This is a genomic window from Vogesella perlucida (genome assembly GCF_979366545.1).
This window is the reverse complement of record NZ_CEETRO010000005.1, coordinates 153,543-172,850: the sequence shown is the minus strand read 5'-3', so window position 1 is coordinate 172,850 and position 19,308 is coordinate 153,543. Positions and strand designations below refer to the sequence as shown.

The 19,308-nt window shown below is 59.4% G+C and carries 22 protein-coding genes; 9 read left to right on the top strand and 13 right to left on the bottom strand.

Going from position 1 to position 19,308, the window contains the following annotated elements; all coding sequences use genetic code 11:
* Nucleotides 1-26: 26 nt before the first annotated feature.
* From ACZ9XP_RS09300 to ACZ9XP_RS09270, 7 genes are all read left to right on the top strand, one after another.
* A complete protein-coding gene (locus tag ACZ9XP_RS09300; RefSeq protein WP_147686334.1) occupies nt 27-1,199 on the top strand; it encodes a phosphoglycerate kinase in 1,173 nt (390 codons plus the stop codon).
* Nucleotides 1,200-1,387: 188 nt separating this feature from the next.
* Nucleotides 1,388-2,203, top strand: a complete 816-nt coding sequence (locus tag ACZ9XP_RS09295; protein WP_147686336.1) for a hypothetical protein — start codon at nt 1,388-1,390, stop codon at nt 2,201-2,203.
* Between the two features lie 13 nt (nt 2,204-2,216).
* The gene (locus ACZ9XP_RS09290) at nt 2,217-3,032 is read left to right on the top strand and encodes a hypothetical protein (RefSeq protein ID WP_465188314.1); all 816 of its coding nucleotides are present in this window, start codon (nt 2,217-2,219) and stop codon (nt 3,030-3,032) included.
* A 101-nt stretch (nt 3,033-3,133) separates the two neighbouring features.
* Nucleotides 3,134-3,766, top strand: a complete 633-nt coding sequence (locus ACZ9XP_RS09285) for a LysE family transporter (RefSeq protein ID WP_147686340.1) — start codon at nt 3,134-3,136, stop codon at nt 3,764-3,766.
* A gap of 81 nt (nt 3,767-3,847) precedes the next feature.
* Nucleotides 3,848-4,912, top strand: coding sequence for a class II fructose-bisphosphate aldolase (gene fba, locus ACZ9XP_RS09280; RefSeq protein WP_147686343.1), 1,065 nt, complete (start codon nt 3,848-3,850; stop codon nt 4,910-4,912).
* A gap of 84 nt (nt 4,913-4,996) precedes the next feature.
* Nucleotides 4,997-5,155, top strand: a complete 159-nt coding sequence (locus ACZ9XP_RS09275) for a hypothetical protein (RefSeq protein WP_170253684.1) — start codon at nt 4,997-4,999, stop codon at nt 5,153-5,155.
* A 56-nt stretch (nt 5,156-5,211) separates the two neighbouring features.
* Nucleotides 5,212-6,006 (top strand): TIGR00266 family protein, encoded by a 795-nt coding sequence (locus tag ACZ9XP_RS09270; protein WP_147686345.1) that lies wholly within the window; start codon nt 5,212-5,214, stop codon nt 6,004-6,006.
* Between the two features lie 92 nt (nt 6,007-6,098).
* Here ACZ9XP_RS09270 and aroG read toward each other — a convergent pair whose 3' ends face one another.
* The 6 genes from aroG to ACZ9XP_RS09240 form a co-directional block, all read right to left on the bottom strand.
* On the bottom strand, nt 6,099-7,172 hold the full coding sequence (gene aroG / locus ACZ9XP_RS09265; RefSeq protein ID WP_147686347.1) for a 3-deoxy-7-phosphoheptulonate synthase AroG: 1,074 nt from the start codon (nt 7,170-7,172) through the stop codon (nt 6,099-6,101).
* A gap of 132 nt (nt 7,173-7,304) precedes the next feature.
* Nucleotides 7,305-7,715, bottom strand: a complete 411-nt coding sequence (gene dksA / locus ACZ9XP_RS09260) for an RNA polymerase-binding protein DksA (RefSeq protein WP_026107763.1) — start codon at nt 7,713-7,715, stop codon at nt 7,305-7,307.
* 215 nt (nt 7,716-7,930) lie between these two features.
* The gene (locus ACZ9XP_RS09255; protein ID WP_147686349.1) at nt 7,931-8,236 is read right to left on the bottom strand and encodes a c-type cytochrome; all 306 of its coding nucleotides are present in this window, start codon (nt 8,234-8,236) and stop codon (nt 7,931-7,933) included.
* 66 nt (nt 8,237-8,302) lie between these two features.
* Nucleotides 8,303-8,884, bottom strand: a complete 582-nt coding sequence (locus ACZ9XP_RS09250) for a YggT family protein (protein ID WP_147686351.1) — start codon at nt 8,882-8,884, stop codon at nt 8,303-8,305.
* Nucleotides 8,885-8,886: 2 nt separating this feature from the next.
* On the bottom strand, nt 8,887-9,687 hold the full coding sequence (proC, locus tag ACZ9XP_RS09245; protein ID WP_465188313.1) for a pyrroline-5-carboxylate reductase: 801 nt from the start codon (nt 9,685-9,687) through the stop codon (nt 8,887-8,889).
* Nucleotides 9,688-9,738: 51 nt separating this feature from the next.
* Nucleotides 9,739-10,431, bottom strand: a complete 693-nt coding sequence (locus tag ACZ9XP_RS09240) for a YggS family pyridoxal phosphate-dependent enzyme (protein ID WP_147686355.1) — start codon at nt 10,429-10,431, stop codon at nt 9,739-9,741.
* A gap of 120 nt (nt 10,432-10,551) precedes the next feature.
* On the opposite strand from ACZ9XP_RS09240, the gene ACZ9XP_RS09235 reads away from it, so the two are divergent.
* Both ACZ9XP_RS09235 and ACZ9XP_RS09230 read left to right on the top strand, forming a co-directional pair.
* On the top strand, nt 10,552-11,589 hold the full coding sequence (locus tag ACZ9XP_RS09235) for a type IV pilus twitching motility protein PilT (protein WP_147686357.1): 1,038 nt from the start codon (nt 10,552-10,554) through the stop codon (nt 11,587-11,589).
* A gap of 12 nt (nt 11,590-11,601) precedes the next feature.
* Nucleotides 11,602-12,738 carry a PilT/PilU family type 4a pilus ATPase gene (locus tag ACZ9XP_RS09230; protein WP_147686360.1) on the top strand — a complete coding sequence of 379 codons (1,137 nt, stop codon included), beginning with the start codon at nt 11,602-11,604 and terminating at the stop codon, nt 12,736-12,738.
* Between the two features lie 68 nt (nt 12,739-12,806).
* Here the strand turns inward: ACZ9XP_RS09230 and ACZ9XP_RS09225 are convergent, their stop codons facing one another.
* The 7 genes from ACZ9XP_RS09225 to rsmA form a co-directional block, all read right to left on the bottom strand.
* Nucleotides 12,807-14,018, bottom strand: coding sequence for an EAL and HDOD domain-containing protein (locus tag ACZ9XP_RS09225; RefSeq protein ID WP_170253685.1), 1,212 nt, complete (start codon nt 14,016-14,018; stop codon nt 12,807-12,809).
* A gap of 346 nt (nt 14,019-14,364) precedes the next feature.
* Nucleotides 14,365-15,099: an amino acid ABC transporter ATP-binding protein gene (locus tag ACZ9XP_RS09220; RefSeq protein WP_147686534.1), complete on the bottom strand. Its 735-nt coding sequence runs from the start codon at nt 15,097-15,099 to the stop codon at nt 14,365-14,367.
* A gap of 2 nt (nt 15,100-15,101) precedes the next feature.
* The gene (locus ACZ9XP_RS09215) at nt 15,102-15,767 is read right to left on the bottom strand and encodes an amino acid ABC transporter permease (protein WP_147686364.1); all 666 of its coding nucleotides are present in this window, start codon (nt 15,765-15,767) and stop codon (nt 15,102-15,104) included.
* On the bottom strand, nt 15,767-16,510 hold the full coding sequence (locus ACZ9XP_RS09210; protein WP_147686366.1) for an amino acid ABC transporter permease: 744 nt from the start codon (nt 16,508-16,510) through the stop codon (nt 15,767-15,769). The genes ACZ9XP_RS09215 and ACZ9XP_RS09210 overlap by 1 nt, the downstream gene beginning before the upstream one ends.
* A 121-nt stretch (nt 16,511-16,631) precedes the next feature.
* Complete coding sequence (locus ACZ9XP_RS09205) at nt 16,632-17,525, bottom strand: glutamate/aspartate ABC transporter substrate-binding protein (RefSeq protein ID WP_147686368.1); 894 nt, start codon at nt 17,523-17,525, stop codon at nt 16,632-16,634.
* Nucleotides 17,526-17,597: 72 nt separating this feature from the next.
* Nucleotides 17,598-18,332, bottom strand: coding sequence for an amino acid ABC transporter ATP-binding protein (locus ACZ9XP_RS09200; RefSeq protein WP_147686369.1), 735 nt, complete (start codon nt 18,330-18,332; stop codon nt 17,598-17,600).
* Nucleotides 18,333-18,456: 124 nt separating this feature from the next.
* Nucleotides 18,457-19,236 carry a 16S rRNA (adenine(1518)-N(6)/adenine(1519)-N(6))-dimethyltransferase RsmA gene (gene rsmA / locus ACZ9XP_RS09195; RefSeq protein WP_465188312.1) on the bottom strand — a complete coding sequence of 260 codons (780 nt, stop codon included), beginning with the start codon at nt 19,234-19,236 and terminating at the stop codon, nt 18,457-18,459.
* Between the last annotated feature and the right edge of the window lie 72 nt (nt 19,237-19,308).

Sequence of the window (19,308 nt, the reverse complement as noted above, 5' to 3'; positions counted from 1 at the left end):
TACTTGTCTTCTAGAAGGCCACAACCATGCAATTCAAGAAACTGACCGACCTCGCCCTGGCAGGCCAACGCGTACTGATCCGCGTAGACATGAACGTGCCGGTGAAAAACGGCGTGATCGGTGACGACACCCGTATCCGCGCCAGCCTGCCGTCCATCCTGCACTGCCTGCAAGCTGGCGCCAGCGTGATCCTGATGACCCACCTGGGCCGCCCCACCGAAGGCGAACCCAAGCCGGAAGACAGCCTGGCCCCGGTTGCCGCGCGCCTGTCCGAGCTGCTGGGCAAAACCGTCACCGTGACCGACAGCTGGCAAACCGGCCTGACCCTGGCCGCTGGTGATGTGGTGATGCTGGAAAACGTGCGCCTGAACAAAGGCGAGAAAAAGAACAACGCCGAACTGGGCCAGGCGTACGCCAGCCTGTGCGACGTATTCGTCAACGATGCGTTCGGCACCGCCCACCGCGCCGAAGCCTCTACCCACGCCGTGGCGCAGTACGCCCCGGTAGCCTGCGCCGGCATCCTGCTGGCTGCCGAGCTGGACGCACTGGGCAAAGCCCTGCTGGCCCCGGCCCGCCCGCTGGTGGCCATCGTGGCTGGCTCCAAGGTGTCCACCAAGCTCACCATTCTGGAAAGCCTGGCCGACAAAGTAGACCAGCTGATCGTGGGCGGCGGCATTGCCAACACCTTCCTGCTGGCCGAAGGCCACGCCATCGGCAAATCGCTGGCCGAAGCTGAACTGGTAGAAGACGCCAAACGCGTCATCGCCAAAATCCGCGCCCGTGGCGGTGACGTACCGCTGCCGAGCGACGTGGTCTGCGCTACCGAGTTTGCCGAAAGCGCCACCGCCACCCTGAAAGCGGTCGCCGACGTCGGCGCCGACGACATGATCCTGGACATCGGCCCTGACTCCGCCAGCGCGCTGGCCGCCATCGTGGCCAAAGCCGGTACCGTGGTATGGAACGGCCCGGTAGGCGTGTTCGAGTTTGCCCAGTTTGCCGAAGGCACCCGCGTGCTGGGCGAAGCCATCGCCAACGCAGAAGGCTTCTCCATCGCCGGCGGCGGCGACACCCTGGCCGCCATCGCCAAGTACGAGCTGACCGACAAGATCAGCTACATCTCCACCGGCGGCGGCGCGTTCCTGGAGTTCCTGGAAGGCAAAACCCTGCCGGCGGTCGCCATCCTGGGCGAACGCGCCTGATGGTGCGGCATAAGTGAAATACACAACGGGACAGCCTGGCTGTCCCGTTTTTCATTACTCCAATATGTCAATGTAGTTTTCATGCCCTATCGAAAAAAATGTCGATAGAATGGCAATAATTACGCTATTGCTTCAACCCCACTATCAAGCGCATTCATATCGCATCCAAACCCTACTTGGAGTGCGACATGCGATTTTTATGGCTATTCATTTTACTGATCACCGGCTTGGCGCACGGCGAGACAATTCCTTCCATAGAAAAACCTGGGAAAGTCGTCTCACCCTGGTTTCTTGTCAGCTGGGATGGCACCGGCGCTGAAACAGCAAAAGCAGCATGTGCCTTAATACCAGGAAACTGGGTACAAGACTCGGATATCCTGAATCACGGACAATGCCTGAATGGCTATAACAACCGAATATGGATGCAAGAGGGGGTTAAGTGTGAGGATGGATCCGTTGCTGTACCGTTACTGAGTTCATACTGCGCACCAAGTTACTCCTGTCCCGACACATCCTGGACGCTATCACCGGATAAGCGCAGTTGCAGTCGTACTTGCCCGGTCGCACCACTCACGCCGATAACCGACCCCATCGCACAACAATTTGAAAGAGGTGAAAATCCTGTCATCGAAGATAAACTCACTGACAGCATGAAGACCGCCTTGGCTTGCCTACGCAGAGAAGTGACTGCTGCAAAGGGTACGCTAACTGTTACATCTGCTTGGCGGCCGCAGCTCTACCAAGATCATCTGCGTGAGATTTTTACCAAAAACATTGCATTACAAAAGATTGCAAACCCTGCATGCGCCGATATTAAGAAAGCGATCAAGCAGGAGTTTCGCCGCCATGGTCTACAAGGTCGAGTCGCTATAAACTCACCGCACACAGCGGGCAAAGCCTTTGATGCGACATGGAGCGTGAAAGATATTGATGGATTAGCGAATAAATGTGGGCTTTATCGACCATTTCCAGTCGACGACCGTGTTCATTTCATAGCTAAATAAATTCGAGGTTGACATGAAAAAACTTACGCTCCTCTTTGCTTTGTTTTCATCAATTGCCTTCTCCTCAGAAAACTACACCCTGACACAAAGTGCAAGCCACGCTATCATTAGCGGCAAGAAAACTGCGAACTACGATATTAATATCAAAAACAACAATGGCACTCCAATATGTACCTTCTCTCTAGATAACGATCTTGATGAATCGACATTTCTTAACCCCGGCCGCCCTACAAGTGGGCCATGGCCAATTGAGAACACATTAATTAAAGGAAATACACCATTAAACTGGATATTTGAGGCTCCACGACTTGAAGAATCTAACCTTTACGGCATCAGATGGTATGTCGATATGGACAAGGATAGTCGCGATTGCCTACAACCCGGTCAGCAAGCCACCTTCAGCTTTACCGCCCCGCAAGCCAAGCCTTACTTCAGCCGCGGCTACGCTTGGGTCAACGGTAACAAGGTAGCCGTCAATGTCTTAGACAAGATACCACCCAGCTTGCACATATATCTGTCCGACAACGACCCGCAGCTGCGTTGGCGTGACCGCGCCACACTACGCGTGCGCGTAGAGGTAAAAGACAACCTCGACCCCAACCCGCAGGTTCAGTTGGAGCGCATCACCATGACCCGCCGCGTGTTGCCAGGCCAGGTCGTACAGGCCAGCCCGACACCGATGCGTGACGGTGACATCATCACCCTGCAGCGGATACCGCTGGCCGAGTACCAGCTCACCTTCTCGGCTATGGATGCCAGCAACAACCGCGCGAGTTTTGTGCGCAAGGTACAAATCAAACTACTGGGGCAAAGTGTGCTGATTATGTAAGCCCATGAATCCAGACCAAACAGCCGCCCGCAGGCCACTGCAGGCGGCTGTTATTTATTCAGGGCGGCCAGTACAATAGCGTGACTTGGAGGAGCCCCCACATGGCAATGCAAACCTGGCTGTTGTTCGTGGTAACGGTGTTTTTCGTGTCGGCCACACCCGGCCCCAATATGCTGCTGGCGATGAGCCACGGCATTCGTTACGGCCTGGGCGGTGCGCTGCCCACGCTGGCGGGGCTGCTGGTGGCGCTGGCGCTGATCATGGCCGGTTCCGTGGCCGGGCTGGGTGCCGTACTGGCCACCTCCGAACTGCTGTTTTCCATCGTCAAGTACGCCGGTGCGGCGTACCTGGTGTGGCTGGGCTATCAAGCCTGGCGGGCCCCAGTGGCAGAGCAAACCGAGGAAAACGACGCCGTGGTGGCAGGAGAGAGCAGCCGCGGCCAACGTTTCCGCACCGGCTTTCTGGTCGCCATGAGCAACCCGAAAGCTTTTGTGTTTTTTACCGCGCTGTTTCCACAGTTCATGCGTGCCGACGTGCCACAGCTACCGCAGCTGGTGGTGCTGTCTGCCACGTTTTTCGTGATTGAAGTGAGCTGGCAGCTGGTTTACGCCTTTGGCGGTGCTCGGCTGAAACACTGGCTGACCAGCCCGCGCCGCCTGCGCCTGATGAACCGCTTTGCCGGCGGCTCGTTCATGGCGGCAGGGGTAGCACTCAGCACGGTAAGCCGCGCGTAAAGCGCGCGATACGGCCCCTGCGGCCAACCTTTTCCGTGGCCTGCCACAAGCAGGCTGCACCACAATACTGGAGACTTTTACATGGCACTCGTTTCGATGCGTCAACTGCTGGACCACGCAGCAGAATTCAGCTACGGCCTGCCGGCCTTCAACGTGAACAACCTGGAACAGATGCGCGCCATCATGGAAGCCGCCGACAAGGTTAACGCCCCGGTGATCGTGCAGGCATCGGCTGGTGCCCGTAAATACGCCGGCGCGCCGTTCCTGCGCCACCTGATCCTGGCTGCCGTGGAAGAGTTTCCGCATATCCCGGTGGTGATGCACCAGGACCACGGTACCAGCCCGGACGTGTGCCAGCGCTCCATCCAGCTGGGTTTCAGCTCGGTGATGATGGACGGCTCGCTGAAGTCCGACGGCAAAACCCCGGCCGACTACGCCTACAACGTAGACGTCACCCGCACCGTGGTGAACTTTGCCCACGCCTGCGGCGTATCGGTAGAGGGCGAAATCGGCTGCCTGGGTAGCCTGGAAACCGGCATGGCCGGCGAAGAAGACGGCGTAGGCGCCGAAGGCGTGCTGGACCACAGCCAGCTGCTGACCGACCCGGAAGAAGCCGCCCAGTTCGTGAAAGACACCGGCGTGGACGCGCTGGCGATCGCTATCGGCACCAGCCACGGCGCGTACAAGTTCACCAAGAAGCCTACCGGCGACGTGCTGCGTATCGACCGCATCAAGGAAATCCACGCGCGCATTCCTAACACCCACCTGGTGATGCACGGCTCGTCCAGCGTGCCGCAAGAGTGGCTGGCCATCATCAACGAATTCGGCGGCGATCTGGGCGAGACCTACGGCGTGCCGGTAGAAGAAATCGTGGAAGGCATCAAGCACGGCGTGCGCAAGGTCAACATCGACACCGACCTGCGTCTGGCCTCTACCGGTGCCATCCGCCGCTTCATGGCGCAGAACCCGAAAGAGTTCGACCCGCGCAAATACCTGGCCGCCAGCACCGTGGCCATGCGCGACATCGTGATTGCCCGTTACGAAGCCTTTGGCGCCGCCGGCATGGCCAGCAAGATCAAGCCGGTGAGCCTGGACGCCATGGCCAACCTGTACCTGAAAGGCCAGCTGGCCCAGATCGTGAAGTAAGGCACCGCGGCGGCCAGGCTTGGCCGCCTATGATAGGGGGCTGTCTGCGGGCAGCCCTTTTTCACGCCCTTGTCAGGAGCATTTATGGCACTCAGCGAGCTATTCACCCCACTAGAGTGGGTATTTGTCATCATTCTGGGCCTGGTGCCGCTGGCCGGCATCGTGCTGCACCTGTGGATCATGCTGCTGCGCCCGCCCAAAGACAGCGGCGATGGGCAAACGCAGGACACTAAACCACGCTAGCATGGTCTGAGTACCCATGCTGTTATTGACCCACCCCTAAGCCGAGGAGTAACACGATGGCAATGGATGTAATCGATTACGAAGTATTTGGCGACGACATGCAGTACGTTGAAGTGGAGCTGGACCCGGGCGAGGCGGCGGTGGGCGAAGCCGGCGCGCTGTACTACATGGAAGACGGCATCACCATGGATACCGTGTTTGGCGATGGTTCGGCGAGCGAAAGCGGACTGTTCGGCAAACTGCTGGGCGCGGGCAAGCGCCTGGTGACCGGCGAATCGCTGTTTACCACCGTGTACTACAACCAGAGCCAGGTAAAGCGCAAAGTGGCCTTTGCCGCCAGCTATCCGGGCAAGATCGTGCCGGTACACCTGCTGGAGCTGGGCGGCTTGCTGTATGCGCAGAAAGACAGCTTTCTGGCCGGGGCCAAGGGCGTGAGCCTGGGGCTGGCGCTGCAAAAGAAAATCGGCACCGGCCTGTTTGGTGGTGAAGGTTTCATCATGCAAAAGCTGGAAGGCGACGGTTACGTCTTCCTGCACGCGGGCGGCACGCTGTCTTGCCGCCAGCTGCAGCCGGGTGAAATCCTGCGCGTGGATACCGGCTGCGTGGTGGCGTACCAGCCCACGGTAGACTTTGATATCGAGTACGTGGGCAAGCTCAAGAGCGCGCTGTTTGGCGGCGAGGGCGTGTTCTTTGCCCGCCTGACCGGCCCGGGCAAGGTGTGGTTGCAGTCGCTGCCACTATCACGCCTGGCCGACCGCATCGTGGCTGCCAGCCCGCGTGCCGGCGGTGGCAGCAGCGAGCAGGGCTCCATTCTGGGCAATATCGGCAATATCCTGGACGGCAAGCACTGAGCCATCCGCGCCCCGCTGCGGCCAACGTTGGCCGCAAATAAAAACCCCCGCTCGCTCGCGGGGGTTTTGCATGGTAGGCAACAGTGGCCAGCTTATTTGCCAGCGCTGCCCTGTTTCAGGCGGCGGGCGCTCACGGCATTGGCCAGCGTTTCCAGCAGCTTTTCCGTATCGTCCCAGCTGATGCAAGCGTCGGTAATGCTCTGGCCGTAGGTCAGCTCGCAGCCCGGTTTCAGGTCCTGACGGCCTTCTACCAGGTGGCTTTCCACCATCACGCCAAAGATGTGGGTGTCACCGGCGGCCATTTGCTGCGCCACGTCGTCGCATACTTCCATCTGGCGACGGTAGTCCTTGCGGCTGTTGGCATGGCTGAAATCCACCATCAGCTTTTGCGACAAGCCCACGGCGGCCAGCTCGGCGGCAGCGGCTTGCACAAAACGCGCTTCATAGTTCGGCTCTTTGCCACCACGCAGGATCACGTGGCAGTCCGGGTTGCCGCCGGTTTCCACGATGGCGGAATGACCGGTTTTGGTTACCGACAGGAAATGGTGCGACACGCTGGCAGAGCGGATCGCATCCACAGCGATCTTGAGGTTGCCGTCGGTACCGTTCTTGAAGCCCACCGGGCAAGACAGGCCGGAGGCCAGCTCGCGGTGTACTTGCGACTCGGTGGTACGCGCGCCGATGGCACCCCAGCTGATCAGGTCGGCCAGGTACTGCGGGGTAATCATGTCCAGGAATTCGGTAGCGGCCGGCATGCCCATGCTGTTGAGGTTCAGCAGCAGGCGGCGGCCCATGCGCAGGCCGGTATTGATATCGAAAGTTTCGTTCAGGTGCGGGTCGTTGATCAGCCCCTTCCAGCCCACGGTGGTACGCGGTTTTTCGAAGTACACGCGCATGACCACCAGCAGCTCGCCAGCGTATTTCTCGCGCAGCGGCAGCAGGCGGCGGGCGTACTCTTCGGCGGCTTCCGGGTCGTGAATGGAACAGGGGCCGATGACCACCAGCAGGCGGTCGTCTTCCGAGCGCAACAGGCGCGCGATATCACGGCGGGTATGGTAGATGAGTTCGGCGGCCGGTTCGTTGATCGGCAGCTCGTACAGGTGGGCGATCGGGGGAAGCAGTTCCTTGATGCCGCGGATTCTGACGTCGTCGGTCTGGCGATGCATTGCTTTGTCCTTGCACTTTATCTGTTTGTTTGCACAGCAACATTAACCTGACTCACCCCGCCTGCCAAGCCTTGCGTGCAAAAACAAAAGGCACCCCGCAGGGTGCCTTGTGGTGTAGCAAGCCGGCCAGGATCAGTCGGCGTACTGGCGCTTCATGCGCTCGCGGCGCTCTTGGGCTTCCACGGACAGCGAAGCGGTAGGGCGGGCCAGCAGGCGTTTCAGGCCGATAGGTTCACCCGTGTCTTCACAGTAGCCGTAGCTACCATCTTCGATCAGACGCAGGGTGGACTGGATTTTTTGCAGCAGTTTGCGCTCACGGTCACGGGTACGCAGCTCCAGGGCGTACTCTTCTTCCAGTGTGGCGCGGTCAGCCGGGTCCGGTGTGGCCTCCTGCTCTTGCAGGTGGCTGGCGGTGGCAGTGGCGTTGCTCAGCAGCTCCTGCTGCATCTGCAACAAGCGCTCCTTGAAGAACTCAAGGTGGTCGGCGTTCATGTAGTCGTCGCCGGACCAGTTGATGATGTCTTGTTCAGTCAGCTTGGCCATGATGATGTGTTCCAGCAAGGTAGTGTGGCAGACAGGCGTGAGAGATTACCGACGGCATACGGAAAGTGCAACAGCCACAGCTGCACAAAGCGAGATTTATGTTTGTATATAGCGCCCGCCGACACAGATAACAAGCGGCAACGCAACAATGACCACGGTATTCGATGAAAAAACAAAAAAGCGGCCCACAGGCCGCCTGTGTGGCATCTGGCGCATTACTTCTGCGACAGGACCCATTTCACCAGGGTTTTCACGTCGGCATCGCTCACTTGCGGGTTCGGCGGCATCGGTACCGCGCCCCATACCCCGGCACCACCGGCTTTTACCTTGGCCACCAGTTTGGCTTCTGCGCCCTTGTCGCCAGCGTATTTCTTGGCTACATCCTTGTAAGCCGGGCCCACTACCTTTTTGTCAACGGCATGACAGGCAGTGCAGTTGTTCTTTTGTGCCAGCTGCAGGTTGGCAAAAGCCGGGGCAGCAAAGGCGCTGATAGCCAGCGCGGCAAACAGCATTTTTTTCATTGAAGCATCTCCACAGGGTTGAAGCCGCAGTCGGGGCGGCATGCAGGGTAGTTAATACTGGCTCTTTCACACGGCCATCTTGAGTTGCATCAAGAATAGCTGCTCCAGCACGCGCAGCGGCAGCATCTGTATCACCTGGATGATCAGGATAACGATAAGCGGCGACAGGTCCACACCGCCTACGTTGGCCGCACGAAACGGCTTCAGGTACGGGCGGGTCAATGCGTCCAGAATGGGCGTGATGGCGTTATAAGGGCTGACCCAGCTGAGGATGGCCTGCACGATCACGGCCCCGGCCAGCAGGTTGAGCGACTGCCGAAACAGCTCCAGCAAAGACAGCAGGCACAGACCCAGCCAGGTTTGCGGGTGAGCAAAGTCGTAGGGCAACAGGCTGGTGGCCAGAACCAAGGTGCTCACGATAAGGGTCACCAGGAAGGCGGCCAACAGCGAGGCGCTGTCGTAGCCGTGCCACGCAGGCACCAGACGGCGCAAGCGCAATACGGCAAAGTTGGTGACCGCCATCACAAACTGGTTGAGCGGGTGTTTGTGGGGCGCCCGCGCCAGCTGCAAGTAAAAACGCATCAGTAACACCAGCGAGAACAGCCCGCCTACGGTTTGCAGCAAAAATTGCAGGGTCTGCAGCAGCATGCCTAGTCCTTGGAAAGTTCAATGCCCAGCTCTACCGAGCGGGCACGGCAGTCCAGCGCGCCGGCAATGATTGCCTGCTTGACGCCCTCTGCCTCGAAACGCAGGATGGCACGCTCTGTCGTGCCGCCCTTGCTCATCACGTTCTGGCGCAGTGTGGCCACTGGCAGCGGGCTCTGGCGTGCCAGCTCGACCGCGCCCTCAAACGTGGCCAGTACCAGCCGGCGCGCTTCGTCTTCGGCAAAGCCGGCCTGCACTGCGCCCTCGATCATACTTTCGATAAAGTAAAACACATAGGCCGGACCGCTGCCCGACACGCTGGTGATATCGTCGATACCGCTTTCTGCCGCCAGCCAGGTAGTGGTGCCCACCGCGGCCATGATGGCCGTGGCATTGTCACGATCTGTCTGCGCCACGTTGGCCGCAGCGTACAAGCCCGACACCCCCTTGCCCACCATGGCCGGGGTGTTGGGCATCACACGCACAATGCGCTCGCTACCCAGCCAGCTCGCCATCGCGGTAATGCCGATGCCGGCTGCAATGGAAATCACCAGCGCACCGCCCAGTGCGGGCGCCAACTGCTGGCACACCTCGCGCAATACCTGCGGCTTCACTGCCAGCACGATGATGTCTTCTGCGCCAAACGCCGCAGGCAACGCTGGCAAGGCATTGACACCAAAGTCCGCCACCAGCTGTGCGCGTTTTTCGCTACCCGGTTCTACCACCTGGATCTGGTGTGCACCGCCTGTCAGACCACCAATGATGGCCGTAGCCATATTGCCGCCGCCAATGAAGGTAATGTTCATGTTTCTCTCTTTGTAGATTGTATACAGCACGTGCTGCACCACGATATTAGCCTATGCCGGGTAGTGACGGGCGCCGAAAATGGCCGTGCCCACACGCACCATGGTGCTGCCCGCCGCAATGGCCGCCGCCATATCGGACGACATGCCCATGGACAGCGTATCCAGCGCCAGCCCCTCATCGGCCATCTGCGCCTGCAGCTGGCGCAGCACGGCAAAACGTGCGGCCAACGTTGCCGCATCGGGCGTGGGCTCCGGGATGCACATCAGGCCGCGCAGCCGCAGCTGTGGCAAGGCAGCCACAGCCCGCAACAGCGCAGGGGCGTCGGCGGGCGCGCAGCCACTCTTGCTGTCTTCACCCGACACATTGACCTGCACGCAGACATTCAGCGGCGGCAAATGTGCCGGGCGCTGGGCCGATAGCCGCTCGGCAATTTTCAGCCGTTCGATGGAATGTACCCAGTGGGCGGTTTCCGCCACGATGCGTGTCTTGTTGGATTGCAGCGGGCCGATGAAGTGCCATGTAATGGCCAGGTCAGCCAGCTCGGCGGCCTTGGCTTGCAGCTCCTGCACATAGTTTTCGCCAAAGGCACGCTGCCCGGCTGCGTAAACCTCGCGCACGGCAGCCGCCGGGAAGGTTTTGCTTACCGCCAGCAGCTGTACTGCGCCAGCGTCGCGGCCAGACAGGCGGGTCGCCTCGGCCAGTTGCTCCTGCACCGCGTGCAGGGCTAGAGTCAATTGGGACATGGTGCGTTTCCGACATTGCTGCCCCGGCCAGGGCTAGCGCCTGCGTGGGCAGCAGCATTAGGTGGGAGTACAATGCGCCCGACATGCCTTGCGGATGCCGTACACCCCCCGGAGAAATTTATGGAAATATCTGATCTTCTGGCCTTTACGGTCAAGAACAAAGCGTCTGACCTGCATCTGTCAGCCGGCTTGCCGCCGATGATACGCGTGCACGGCGATATCCGCCGCATCAACCTGCCGCCGCTGGCGCACCATGATGTACACGATATGGTGTACGACATCATGAACGACTATCAGCGCAAGATTTTTGAAGACACCTACGAGGCAGACTTCTCGTTCGAAGTGCCTGGCGTAGCACGTTTCCGGGTAAACGTGTTCGTGCAGAACCGCGGTATCGGCGCCGTCTTCCGTGTGATTCCGTCCCGCGTGCTCACCCTGGAAGACCTGGGCGCGCCGCGCATTTTCAAGGACATCGCCGACTACCCGCGCGGTATCGTGCTGGTGACCGGCCCCACCGGCTCGGGTAAATCCACCACCCTGGCGGCGATGATCGACTACATCAACGCCAATCATTACTCGCACATCCTGACGGTAGAAGACCCGATCGAATTCGTGCACGAAAGCAAAAAGTCGCTGGTGAACCAGCGTGAGCTGGGCTCGCAGACGCGCAGCTTCTCGGCAGCGCTGCGCAGCGCGCTGCGTGAAGACCCGGACGTGATCCTGATCGGTGAAATGCGCGACCTGGAAACCATCCGCCTGGCCCTGTCGGCCGCCGAAACCGGCCATTTGGTCTTTGGTACCCTGCACACCAGCAGTGCCGCCAAAACCATCGACCGTATCGTGGACGTGTTCCCGGCCGGCGAAAAGGAAATGGTGCGCTCCATGCTGTCGGAAAGCCTGCGCGCGGTGATCTCGCAGAGCCTGCTCAAAACCAAAGACGAAAGCGGCCGTATTGCCGCGCACGAGATCATGATCGGCACCCCGGCCATCCGTAACCTGATCCGCGAAAACAAGATCGCGCAGATCAACTCCATGATCCAGACCGGCCAGCAGCACGGCATGCAGACGCTGGACCAGTGCCTGCAAGAGCTGGTGCGCCATGGCCACGTATCGGTGCAGGAAGCCCGCACCAAAGCCAGTAACAAGGACGCTTTCTGAGCGGGGTAGGCCATGGAAAAAGACCAGGCATCAAAATTCATTCACGACCTGCTGAAACACGCCATCAGCAAGAACGCCTCCGATATTTTCATCAGCGCCGACTTCCCGCCGGCCATGAAGATCGACGGCAAGATCACCCCGGTAGCGCCGCAGCCGCTGACCGCCCAGCACACCAAGGAGCTGGTGCGCTCGGTGATGAACGACCGCCAGACCGAGGAGTTCGAATCCACCCGCGAGGCCAACTTTGCCATCAGCCCGCCGGGTATCGGCCGTTTTCGTGTCAGCGCCTACGTACAGCAGGGTAGCGCCGGCATGGTGCTGCGCAAGATCAATACCGAGATCCCCTCGCTGGACGGCCTGGGCCTGCCGGACGTGCTGAAGGACATTGCGCTGATCAAACGTGGCCTGGTGATCTTTGTCGGTGGCACCGGCTCGGGTAAATCTACCTCGCTGGCAGCGCTGGTGGACTGGCGCAACAGCACCACGGCCGACCACATCATCACCATCGAAGACCCCATCGAGTACGTACACAACCACAAGAAAAGCATCATCACGCAGCGCGAGATCGGTGTAGATACCGAAAGCTGGGAGGTAGCGCTGAAAAACACGCTGCGTCAGGCGCCAGACGTGATCCTGATGGGCGAGATCCGCGACCGCGAGTCCATGATGTACGGCCTGCAGTTTGCCGAAACCGGCCACCTGTGCCTGGCCACGCTGCACGCCAACAACGCCAACCAGGCGCTGGACCGCATCCTGAACTTCTTCCCGGAAGAGCGCCACCAGCAGGTGCTGATGGATTTGTCGCTGAATATGCGCGCTATCATCTCGCAACGTCTGGTACCGCTAAAAGGCAGCAAAGGCCGCACCGCCGCGGTAGAAATCCTGCTGAACAGCCCGCTGATCTCGGACATGATCTTCAAGGGCGAGATTGCCGGCATCAAGGAGGTCATGGGCCGCTCGAAAGAGTCCGGCATGCAAACCTTCGACCAGGCGCTGTTCCAGCTGTTCGAGGCCGGCCTGGTGAGCTACGAAGACGCGCTGCGCAACGCCGACTCCATCAACGACCTGCGCCTGCAGATCAAGCTCTACAGCGAAAAAGCCAAGCAACACAACCCGCTGGACGGGCTGGATCACCTCGATATCGTGTAAGTGATACGTGCCATGCAAAAAGCCGGCAAATGCCGGCTTTTCTGTTTGCTGCTGCCTGCGGCCAACCTTTAGCCGAGGAAATCATCGCGCCAGGTTTCGCGCACCCACGCCAAGGCAGACAACTGCAAGGCATTAAAACGCTCGGCATCCATATCCGGTAGCGGCGAGCCTTGCTCCTGGCACTCGCCCAGCACCACCAGTGCCAAAAGCTGACCCAGCGGCCCGCTACGCGCCAGCAGAGCCTGCAGCACGTCCGGGCTTAAGGCCAGGCCGCTGACCAGCTCGGCCATGGGCGTCGCCAGCAGCGAGTCTGCCAGCGACAGTACGCCAGTCATGAAGGCCTCGTCGGGGTCGATACCGGCATCGTCGGCCAACAGCTCCATCATGCGGCCGCGCACCACCGCCATTTCCAGCAGCGGGCTGGGGCCTTGCGACGGGCGGCAGTCGGCAGCAAACAGGATGATCAGCGCCCAGCGCTTGAGCCTGGATGAGCCCAGCGTAATGATGGCTTCACGAATGGAGCCCACCGGCTGCCGGTACGATTCGGCGGCATTCACCAGCTTGAGCAAGCCCACCACCATATCCGGCGCCGCCTTGAACACGCTCTCCAGTTCGGCCACATCCGCGTCTTTCATCACCAGGCCCAGGAGGCGCAGCAGCAGGGCGCGGTGCGGGTGCGCGCGGTTATGGCTCATCACGGTAGGGCGGGCAAAGAAGTAGCCCTGGAACAGCCCGATACCCAGCTGCTTGCACGCCTCGTATTGCTCGAAGGTATCGACTTTTTCCGCCAGCAGTTGGCCGCGGAAGCCTTGCAGCCGCTGCAGCAGGCCGGGCAGGGCCGACAACGATACTTGCTGCAGGTCGAACTTCAGATAGTCCACCAGCGGCAGCAGCGGCAACATGTCGGGGGTAATGTCGCACACATCGTCCAGCGCCAGCTGGTAGCCACGCGCCTTCAGCTGCGCACAGCGCTCGTATACCGACGCGTTCAGCTCCACGCTTTCCAGTATTTCCAGAATGATGGTATCGGGCGGCAGCAAGTCCAGCACCGGGCTGAACAGCAGCTTTTCACTGACATTCACAAACCCCGGGCAGCCTTCCAGCACCCTGGACAAGCCCAGGTCGATAAAAGCATGGCGGATCACCGCTGCCGTAGCGTTGACGTCGTCCTGAAACAGGGCGCGATTTTCTGGCCCGGAGCGAAAGAGCAGCTCGTAGGCCACGCGCTTTTGCTGCGCATCGACGATAGGCTGGCGGCCAAGGTAGATCGTGGAATACATGACAGACATTCGGGTATTGACGGGTCGATGGTAGCCCAAGCCCGGACTGAACAACACTCCCTGACAGCACATTTATTGCACCATCAGGCGATATCGTTTTACCGCTTTATTTCACTTGTGGCATTCAATAAAAAAATACTTTCTTTACCTGGGGTAAGCCCCCCTGCCCATGTGGAAGAAACCCCACCAGCACTCGTTCATCGCTAAAAAGCTGAAGCCGCGACTTGCCGGTTTACTTACAAAATTCCATAAAAAAGCCCCTCGCAATGCGAAGGGCTGGGCGACGTAGCGCGTACCGCGTTTCATGTGAAACGTTGGCCGCACAGCGGCGGCCAACGTATACGGCTTAGTGCTGCAGGATCTTGGACAGAAACTGGCGGGCGCGCTCGGAGCGGGCGTCGATATTGCCGAAGAACTCTTCCTTGGCGCAGTCTTCCACAATGCTGCCGCGGTCCATAAAGATGACACGGTGGGCGACCTTGCGCGCAAAACCCATTTCGTGGGTCACGCACATCATGGTCATGCCTTCCTGCGCCAGCTCTACCATCACATCCAGCACTTCGTTCACCATTTCCGGGTCCAGCGCGGACGTTGGCTCGTCGAACAGCATGGCGATCGGGTCCATGGCCAGCGCACGGGCAATCGCCACGCGCTGCTGCTGGCCGCCAGACAGCTGGCCGGGGAACTTGTGCGCGTGCGCTTTCAGGCCAACACGGTCCAGATAGTGCAGGCCTTTTTGCATGGCTTCGTCCTTGCTGCGGCCCAGTACGCGTTCCTGTGCGATGGTCAGGTTTTCGGTAATGGACAGGTGCGGGAACAGCTCGAAATGCTGGAACACCATGCCCACACGGCTACGCAGCTTGGGCAGGTCGGTCTTGGCGTCGCCTACCGACGTGCCGTCCACAATGATGTCGCCCTTCTGGAACGGCTCCAGTGCGTTAACGGTTTTGATCAGTGTGGACTTGCCGGAGCCGGACGGGCCGCACACCACCACCACTTCGCCTTTTTTCACGTCGGTGGTGCAATCGGTGAGCACCTGGAAGTCACCGTACCATTTGCTGACGTTCTTGATGGAAATCATGCTCATACCGCAAACCTCTTTTGCAGGCGCTTCACCGACAGGGACGCGCCGAAACTGATCACAAAGTACACCGCACCGGCAAAAATCAGGAACTCATGCGGCAAACCAACGATATCGCCCTTGGAGCGGGCAGCGTTCAGGAAGTCCATCAGGCCCACGGCGTACACCAGCGAGGTATCCTGGAACAGGATGATGGACTGCTGCAGCAGCAGCGGCATCATCTTGCGGAAAGCCTGCGGCAAGATGATCAGACGCATGGCCTGGCCGTAGTTCATGCCCAGCGCGTAGGCAGCGTTTTCCTGGCCCTTGGAGATGGACTGGATACCGGCACGTACGATCTCGCAGTAGTAGGCGGCTTCAAACATCATGAAGGCCACCAGGCAAGAAGTGAAGGCACCCACCGACACGAAGGTGCCGGTGATCCAGTTCAGCAGCATCGGTACCGCCAGGTAGAACCAGGTGATCACCAGCAGCAGTGGAATGGAACGGAAGTAGTTCACATAGGCTTTGGCAAAACCGGACAGCAGCGGGTTGCTGGACAGGCGCAGCAGCGCCAGCACCGTACCCAGCGCCACGCCCCCCACTACCGACAAGGCCAGCAGCTTCAGCGTCATCAGCATGCCGTCCACCAGGCCCGGCATTGAAGGAATAATCTGGCTGAAATCCATTATTTGGCTCCTCCCATCATGCCCGGGATACGCACTTTTTTCTCTACCCAGCTCATGAACGTCATCAGGCTCATGTTCAGTACAAAGTAGATCAGCGTGGCCAGGGTAAAGGCCTCAAACATATTGGCGGTAAATTCGGCAGTTTGCTTGGTTTGCGCCAGCAGCTCCATCAGGCCGATCAGCGACGCCACGGACGAGTTTTTGAAGATGTTCAAAAATTCGCTGGTCAGCGGCGGAATGATGATGCGGAAGGCCTGCGGCAACAGCACGTGGCGATACATTTGCGGCAGGGTAAAGCCCACTGCCAGCGCAGCTGCGCTCTGGCCTTTGGGCAAGGCCTGGATACCGGTGCGTACCTGCTCGCACACACGGGCCGCGGTAAACAGCGCCAGGCACACGACCACCGAGATATAGGCGGAGGTCGCCGGGTTCAGCTCTTGCTTGAACCATACCTGCGTGGATTCGGGCAGGTAGTCGGGCACCATGAAATACCAGATAAACAGCTGTACCAGCAGCGGTACGTTACGGAACAGCTCCACGTAGACCGTGGCAATACCGGACAACAGCTTGTTGGGCAGGGTGCGCATCACGCCCAGCACACTGCCGATGATCAGCGCCACAATCCACGCCACCAAGGCTACGGCGATGGTCCAGCCCAGGCCGGAAACGAACCAGTCCAGATAGATTTCGCTGCCGATACCGGTGGACTTGAAAAAGACGTTCCAGTCCCAGTTGTAATTCATACACTTCTCCAAAGAAAAAGGGGCGCAAGCCGCGCCCCTTCGCAAGCGGGTGGGGGCAAGCCCCCGGCCCGGTTACGTTGGCCGCAACCTGAACAAACCCGCTTGGGCGTTCATGCAGGTATTACATCTGCTCGGCGGACTTGTCGGTCGGCTTGGCAACCAGTTCCTTGAATTCGTCGGACATCGGGAAGTTCAGGTTCAGGCCTTTTGGCGGCACCGGGCTCATGAACCACTTGCTGTAGATCTTGTTCACTTCGCCAGACTTGAAGGTCGCCTTGATGGCGTCGTCTACCACTTTCTTGAAGGCCGGGTCGTCTTTACGCAGCATGCAGCCGTAGATTTCGAAAGACTGCGGCTTGCCGGTTACCACCCAGTTGGCCGGGTTCTTGGCCTTGGCCATTTCGCCGTACAGCAGGGCATCGTCCATCATGAACGCGATGGCGCGGCCAGATTCCAGCATCAGGAACGATTCGCCGTGGTCTTTGGCAGAGATGATGTTCATGCCCATCTGCTTCTCGGCGTTCATGGCTTTGAGCAGACGCTCGGAAGTGGTACCGGCAGTGGTCACCACGTTCTTGCCTTTCAGGTCCGGGAAGTCTTTGACGCCGGAGGTCTTGGCAGTCATCAGGCGGGTACCGATTTCAAAGATACCTACCGAGAAAGCCACCTGCTTCTGACGCTCCAGGTTGTTGGTGGTGGAACCACATTCCAGATCCACGGTACCGTTCTGTACCAGCGGGATACGGGTCTGGGAAGTCACCAGGTTGTACTTCACTTGCAGGTTCGGCATTTTCAGCTGTTTTTTCACGGCTTCTACCACTTTCAGCTGCAGGTCGTGCGAGTAGCCGATCGGGTTCGGGCCGTCAGCCAGGTAGCTGAACGGGATGGAGGCATCGCGGTGACCCAGCACGATCACGCCGGAATCCTTGATTTTTTCCAGTGTATTTGCCATAGCCGGGGCGGCAAAGGCGGAAGCGATGACAGCAGTGGTCAGCAGACGGGTAGTAAAACGCATAAGTTTCTCCAGTTTCTCAAGTGATGTTGCTTTTATTCAGGCCGCGCCGGCACCGGTGCGGCTTACTGCGATTCAGTTCATCGGTGTCAGCAGCTGGCGCAGGAACTGCTTGGCGCGATCGTGCTGAGGGTTGGTAAAGAAGTGCTCAGGGTGCGCCTCTTCGATTATCTGGCCATGGTCGACAAACACCACGCGGTCGGCCACTTCACGGGCAAAGCCCATTTCGTGGGTGACAACCATCATGGTCATGCCCGACTCGGCCAAATCTTTCATGACCTTCAGTACTTCGCCGATCATTTCCGGGTCCAGTGCCGAGGTAGGTTCGTCAAACAGCATCACGCGAGGTTCCATGGCCAGGCCACGGGCAATCGCCACGCGCTGCTGCTGCCCGCCGGACAGCATGGCGGGGAAAGCGTCTTTCTTGTGCGCCAGGCCCACGCGCTCCAGCAGCGTTACCGCCAGCTTGTCGGCAGCGGCGCGGTCCATGCCCTTTACCTTCATAGGCGACAGCGTGATGTTGTCCAGTACTGACAGGTGGGGGTAGAGGTTGAAATGCTGAAACACAAAGCCGACTTCGGCACGCAGGGCATTCAGGTTGGTCTTGGGGTCGGCCACGTTTTTGCCGTCTACCCAGATTTCCCCTTCGTTGATGCTTTCCAGCTGGTTCACGGTGCGGATCAGCGTGGACTTACCCGAGCCGGACGGCCCGCAAACGACCACCACTTCCCCTTGCTGCACTTGCAGATTGATGCCATTCAGCACGTGCAGGTCCTTGAACCACTTGTGTACATTATTGAAACGAATCATGGTTTCTCTCTTTCCACCTGTTGGCGTTGGCCCGGCCGCTGCGTAGCGCAGTCTTGTGCCAGGCCGGTATGTTCCGGATTGTGTCCATGCCGGGCAGCGCGCACAAGGCGCACTGCAACACGGCTCAGCTGCGACGGGCTACCAGGTTGGCCAGCGCGACATACTGCGCCACGCTGACATTTTCGGCACGCCAGCCTGCATCGATGCCTACCGATGCCAGCTCCTCGTCGCTTACCAGGCCTTTCAGGTTATTGCGCAGTGTCTTGCGACGCTGGGCAAACGCCTGGGCCACCAGCTCTTCCAGCAGGGTTTCGTTGTCGGCTATGCCGCAACGGCCCGCATCCGGAATCATCCGTACCACCGCCGAATCGACTTTTGGCGGCGGGTAGAACGCTCCTGGTGGTACCAGCAAGATCTGTTCCATATCGAAGCGATACTGCAACATGACTGTCAAACGGCCGTAATCAGGCGTAGAAGGCTCCGCCACCATGCGGTCGATCACCTCTTTTTGCAGCATGAAGTGCATGTCGGTCACACGGTTGCCATAGCAGGCCAGGTGGAACAGCAGCGGGGTGGAAATGTTGTACGGCAGGTTGCCAACCAGCTTGAACTGGCCCTCGCATACGCTGCCAAAATCAAACGCCAGCGCGTCGCCTTCGTGAATGGTGAGGCGCTTGGGCGAGATCTCGCCGCGCAGACGGCTGATGATGTCGCGGTCGATTTCCACCACATGCAGGTGGTCTAGACGCTGCAGCAGCGGTCGTGTCAGCGCCCCCAGGCCCGGCCCGATTTCCACCACCACATCACTGCGCTGGGCGCCAACGGCATTAACGATGTCTTCGATGACGCGCTGGTCCTGCAGAAAGTTCTGCCCAAAACGCTTGCGCGGAATATGTTTGCTCATGGCACGCTCAGTTCTTCAAAAAACGAAAGCCGCCCGCACCGACCAGGGTGTGGCAGCTTGCAAAATCGGTGT

Coding starts and splice junctions, on each gene's coding strand:
- ACZ9XP_RS09300 (WP_147686334.1), top strand. CDS start 27: ATGCAATTCAAGAAACTGACCGACCTCGCCCTGGCAGGCCAACGCGTA.
- ACZ9XP_RS09295 (WP_147686336.1), top strand. CDS start 1,388: ATGCGATTTTTATGGCTATTCATTTTACTGATCACCGGCTTGGCGCAC.
- ACZ9XP_RS09290 (WP_465188314.1), top strand. CDS start 2,217: ATGAAAAAACTTACGCTCCTCTTTGCTTTGTTTTCATCAATTGCCTTC.
- ACZ9XP_RS09285 (WP_147686340.1), top strand. CDS start 3,134: ATGGCAATGCAAACCTGGCTGTTGTTCGTGGTAACGGTGTTTTTCGTG.
- fba (WP_147686343.1), top strand. CDS start 3,848: ATGGCACTCGTTTCGATGCGTCAACTGCTGGACCACGCAGCAGAATTC.
- ACZ9XP_RS09275 (WP_170253684.1), top strand. CDS start 4,997: ATGGCACTCAGCGAGCTATTCACCCCACTAGAGTGGGTATTTGTCATC.
- ACZ9XP_RS09270 (WP_147686345.1), top strand. CDS start 5,212: ATGGCAATGGATGTAATCGATTACGAAGTATTTGGCGACGACATGCAG.
- aroG (WP_147686347.1), bottom strand. CDS start 7,172: ATGCATCGCCAGACCGACGACGTCAGAATCCGCGGCATCAAGGAACTG.
- dksA (WP_026107763.1), bottom strand. CDS start 7,715: ATGGCCAAGCTGACTGAACAAGACATCATCAACTGGTCCGGCGACGAC.
- ACZ9XP_RS09255 (WP_147686349.1), bottom strand. CDS start 8,236: ATGAAAAAAATGCTGTTTGCCGCGCTGGCTATCAGCGCCTTTGCTGCC.
- ACZ9XP_RS09250 (WP_147686351.1), bottom strand. CDS start 8,884: ATGCTGCTGCAGACCCTGCAATTTTTGCTGCAAACCGTAGGCGGGCTG.
- proC (WP_465188313.1), bottom strand. CDS start 9,687: ATGAACATTACCTTCATTGGCGGCGGCAATATGGCTACGGCCATCATT.
- ACZ9XP_RS09240 (WP_147686355.1), bottom strand. CDS start 10,431: ATGTCCCAATTGACTCTAGCCCTGCACGCGGTGCAGGAGCAACTGGCC.
- ACZ9XP_RS09235 (WP_147686357.1), top strand. CDS start 10,552: ATGGAAATATCTGATCTTCTGGCCTTTACGGTCAAGAACAAAGCGTCT.
- ACZ9XP_RS09230 (WP_147686360.1), top strand. CDS start 11,602: ATGGAAAAAGACCAGGCATCAAAATTCATTCACGACCTGCTGAAACAC.
- ACZ9XP_RS09225 (WP_170253685.1), bottom strand. CDS start 14,018: ATGTATTCCACGATCTACCTTGGCCGCCAGCCTATCGTCGATGCGCAG.
- ACZ9XP_RS09220 (WP_147686534.1), bottom strand. CDS start 15,099: ATGATTTCCATCAAGAACGTCAGCAAATGGTACGGTGACTTCCAGGTG.
- ACZ9XP_RS09215 (WP_147686364.1), bottom strand. CDS start 15,767: ATGGATTTCAGCCAGATTATTCCTTCAATGCCGGGCCTGGTGGACGGC.
- ACZ9XP_RS09210 (WP_147686366.1), bottom strand. CDS start 16,510: ATGAATTACAACTGGGACTGGAACGTCTTTTTCAAGTCCACCGGTATC.
- ACZ9XP_RS09205 (WP_147686368.1), bottom strand. CDS start 17,525: ATGCGTTTTACTACCCGTCTGCTGACCACTGCTGTCATCGCTTCCGCC.
- ACZ9XP_RS09200 (WP_147686369.1), bottom strand. CDS start 18,332: ATGATTCGTTTCAATAATGTACACAAGTGGTTCAAGGACCTGCACGTG.
- rsmA (WP_465188312.1), bottom strand. CDS start 19,236: ATGAGCAAACATATTCCGCGCAAGCGTTTTGGGCAGAACTTTCTGCAG.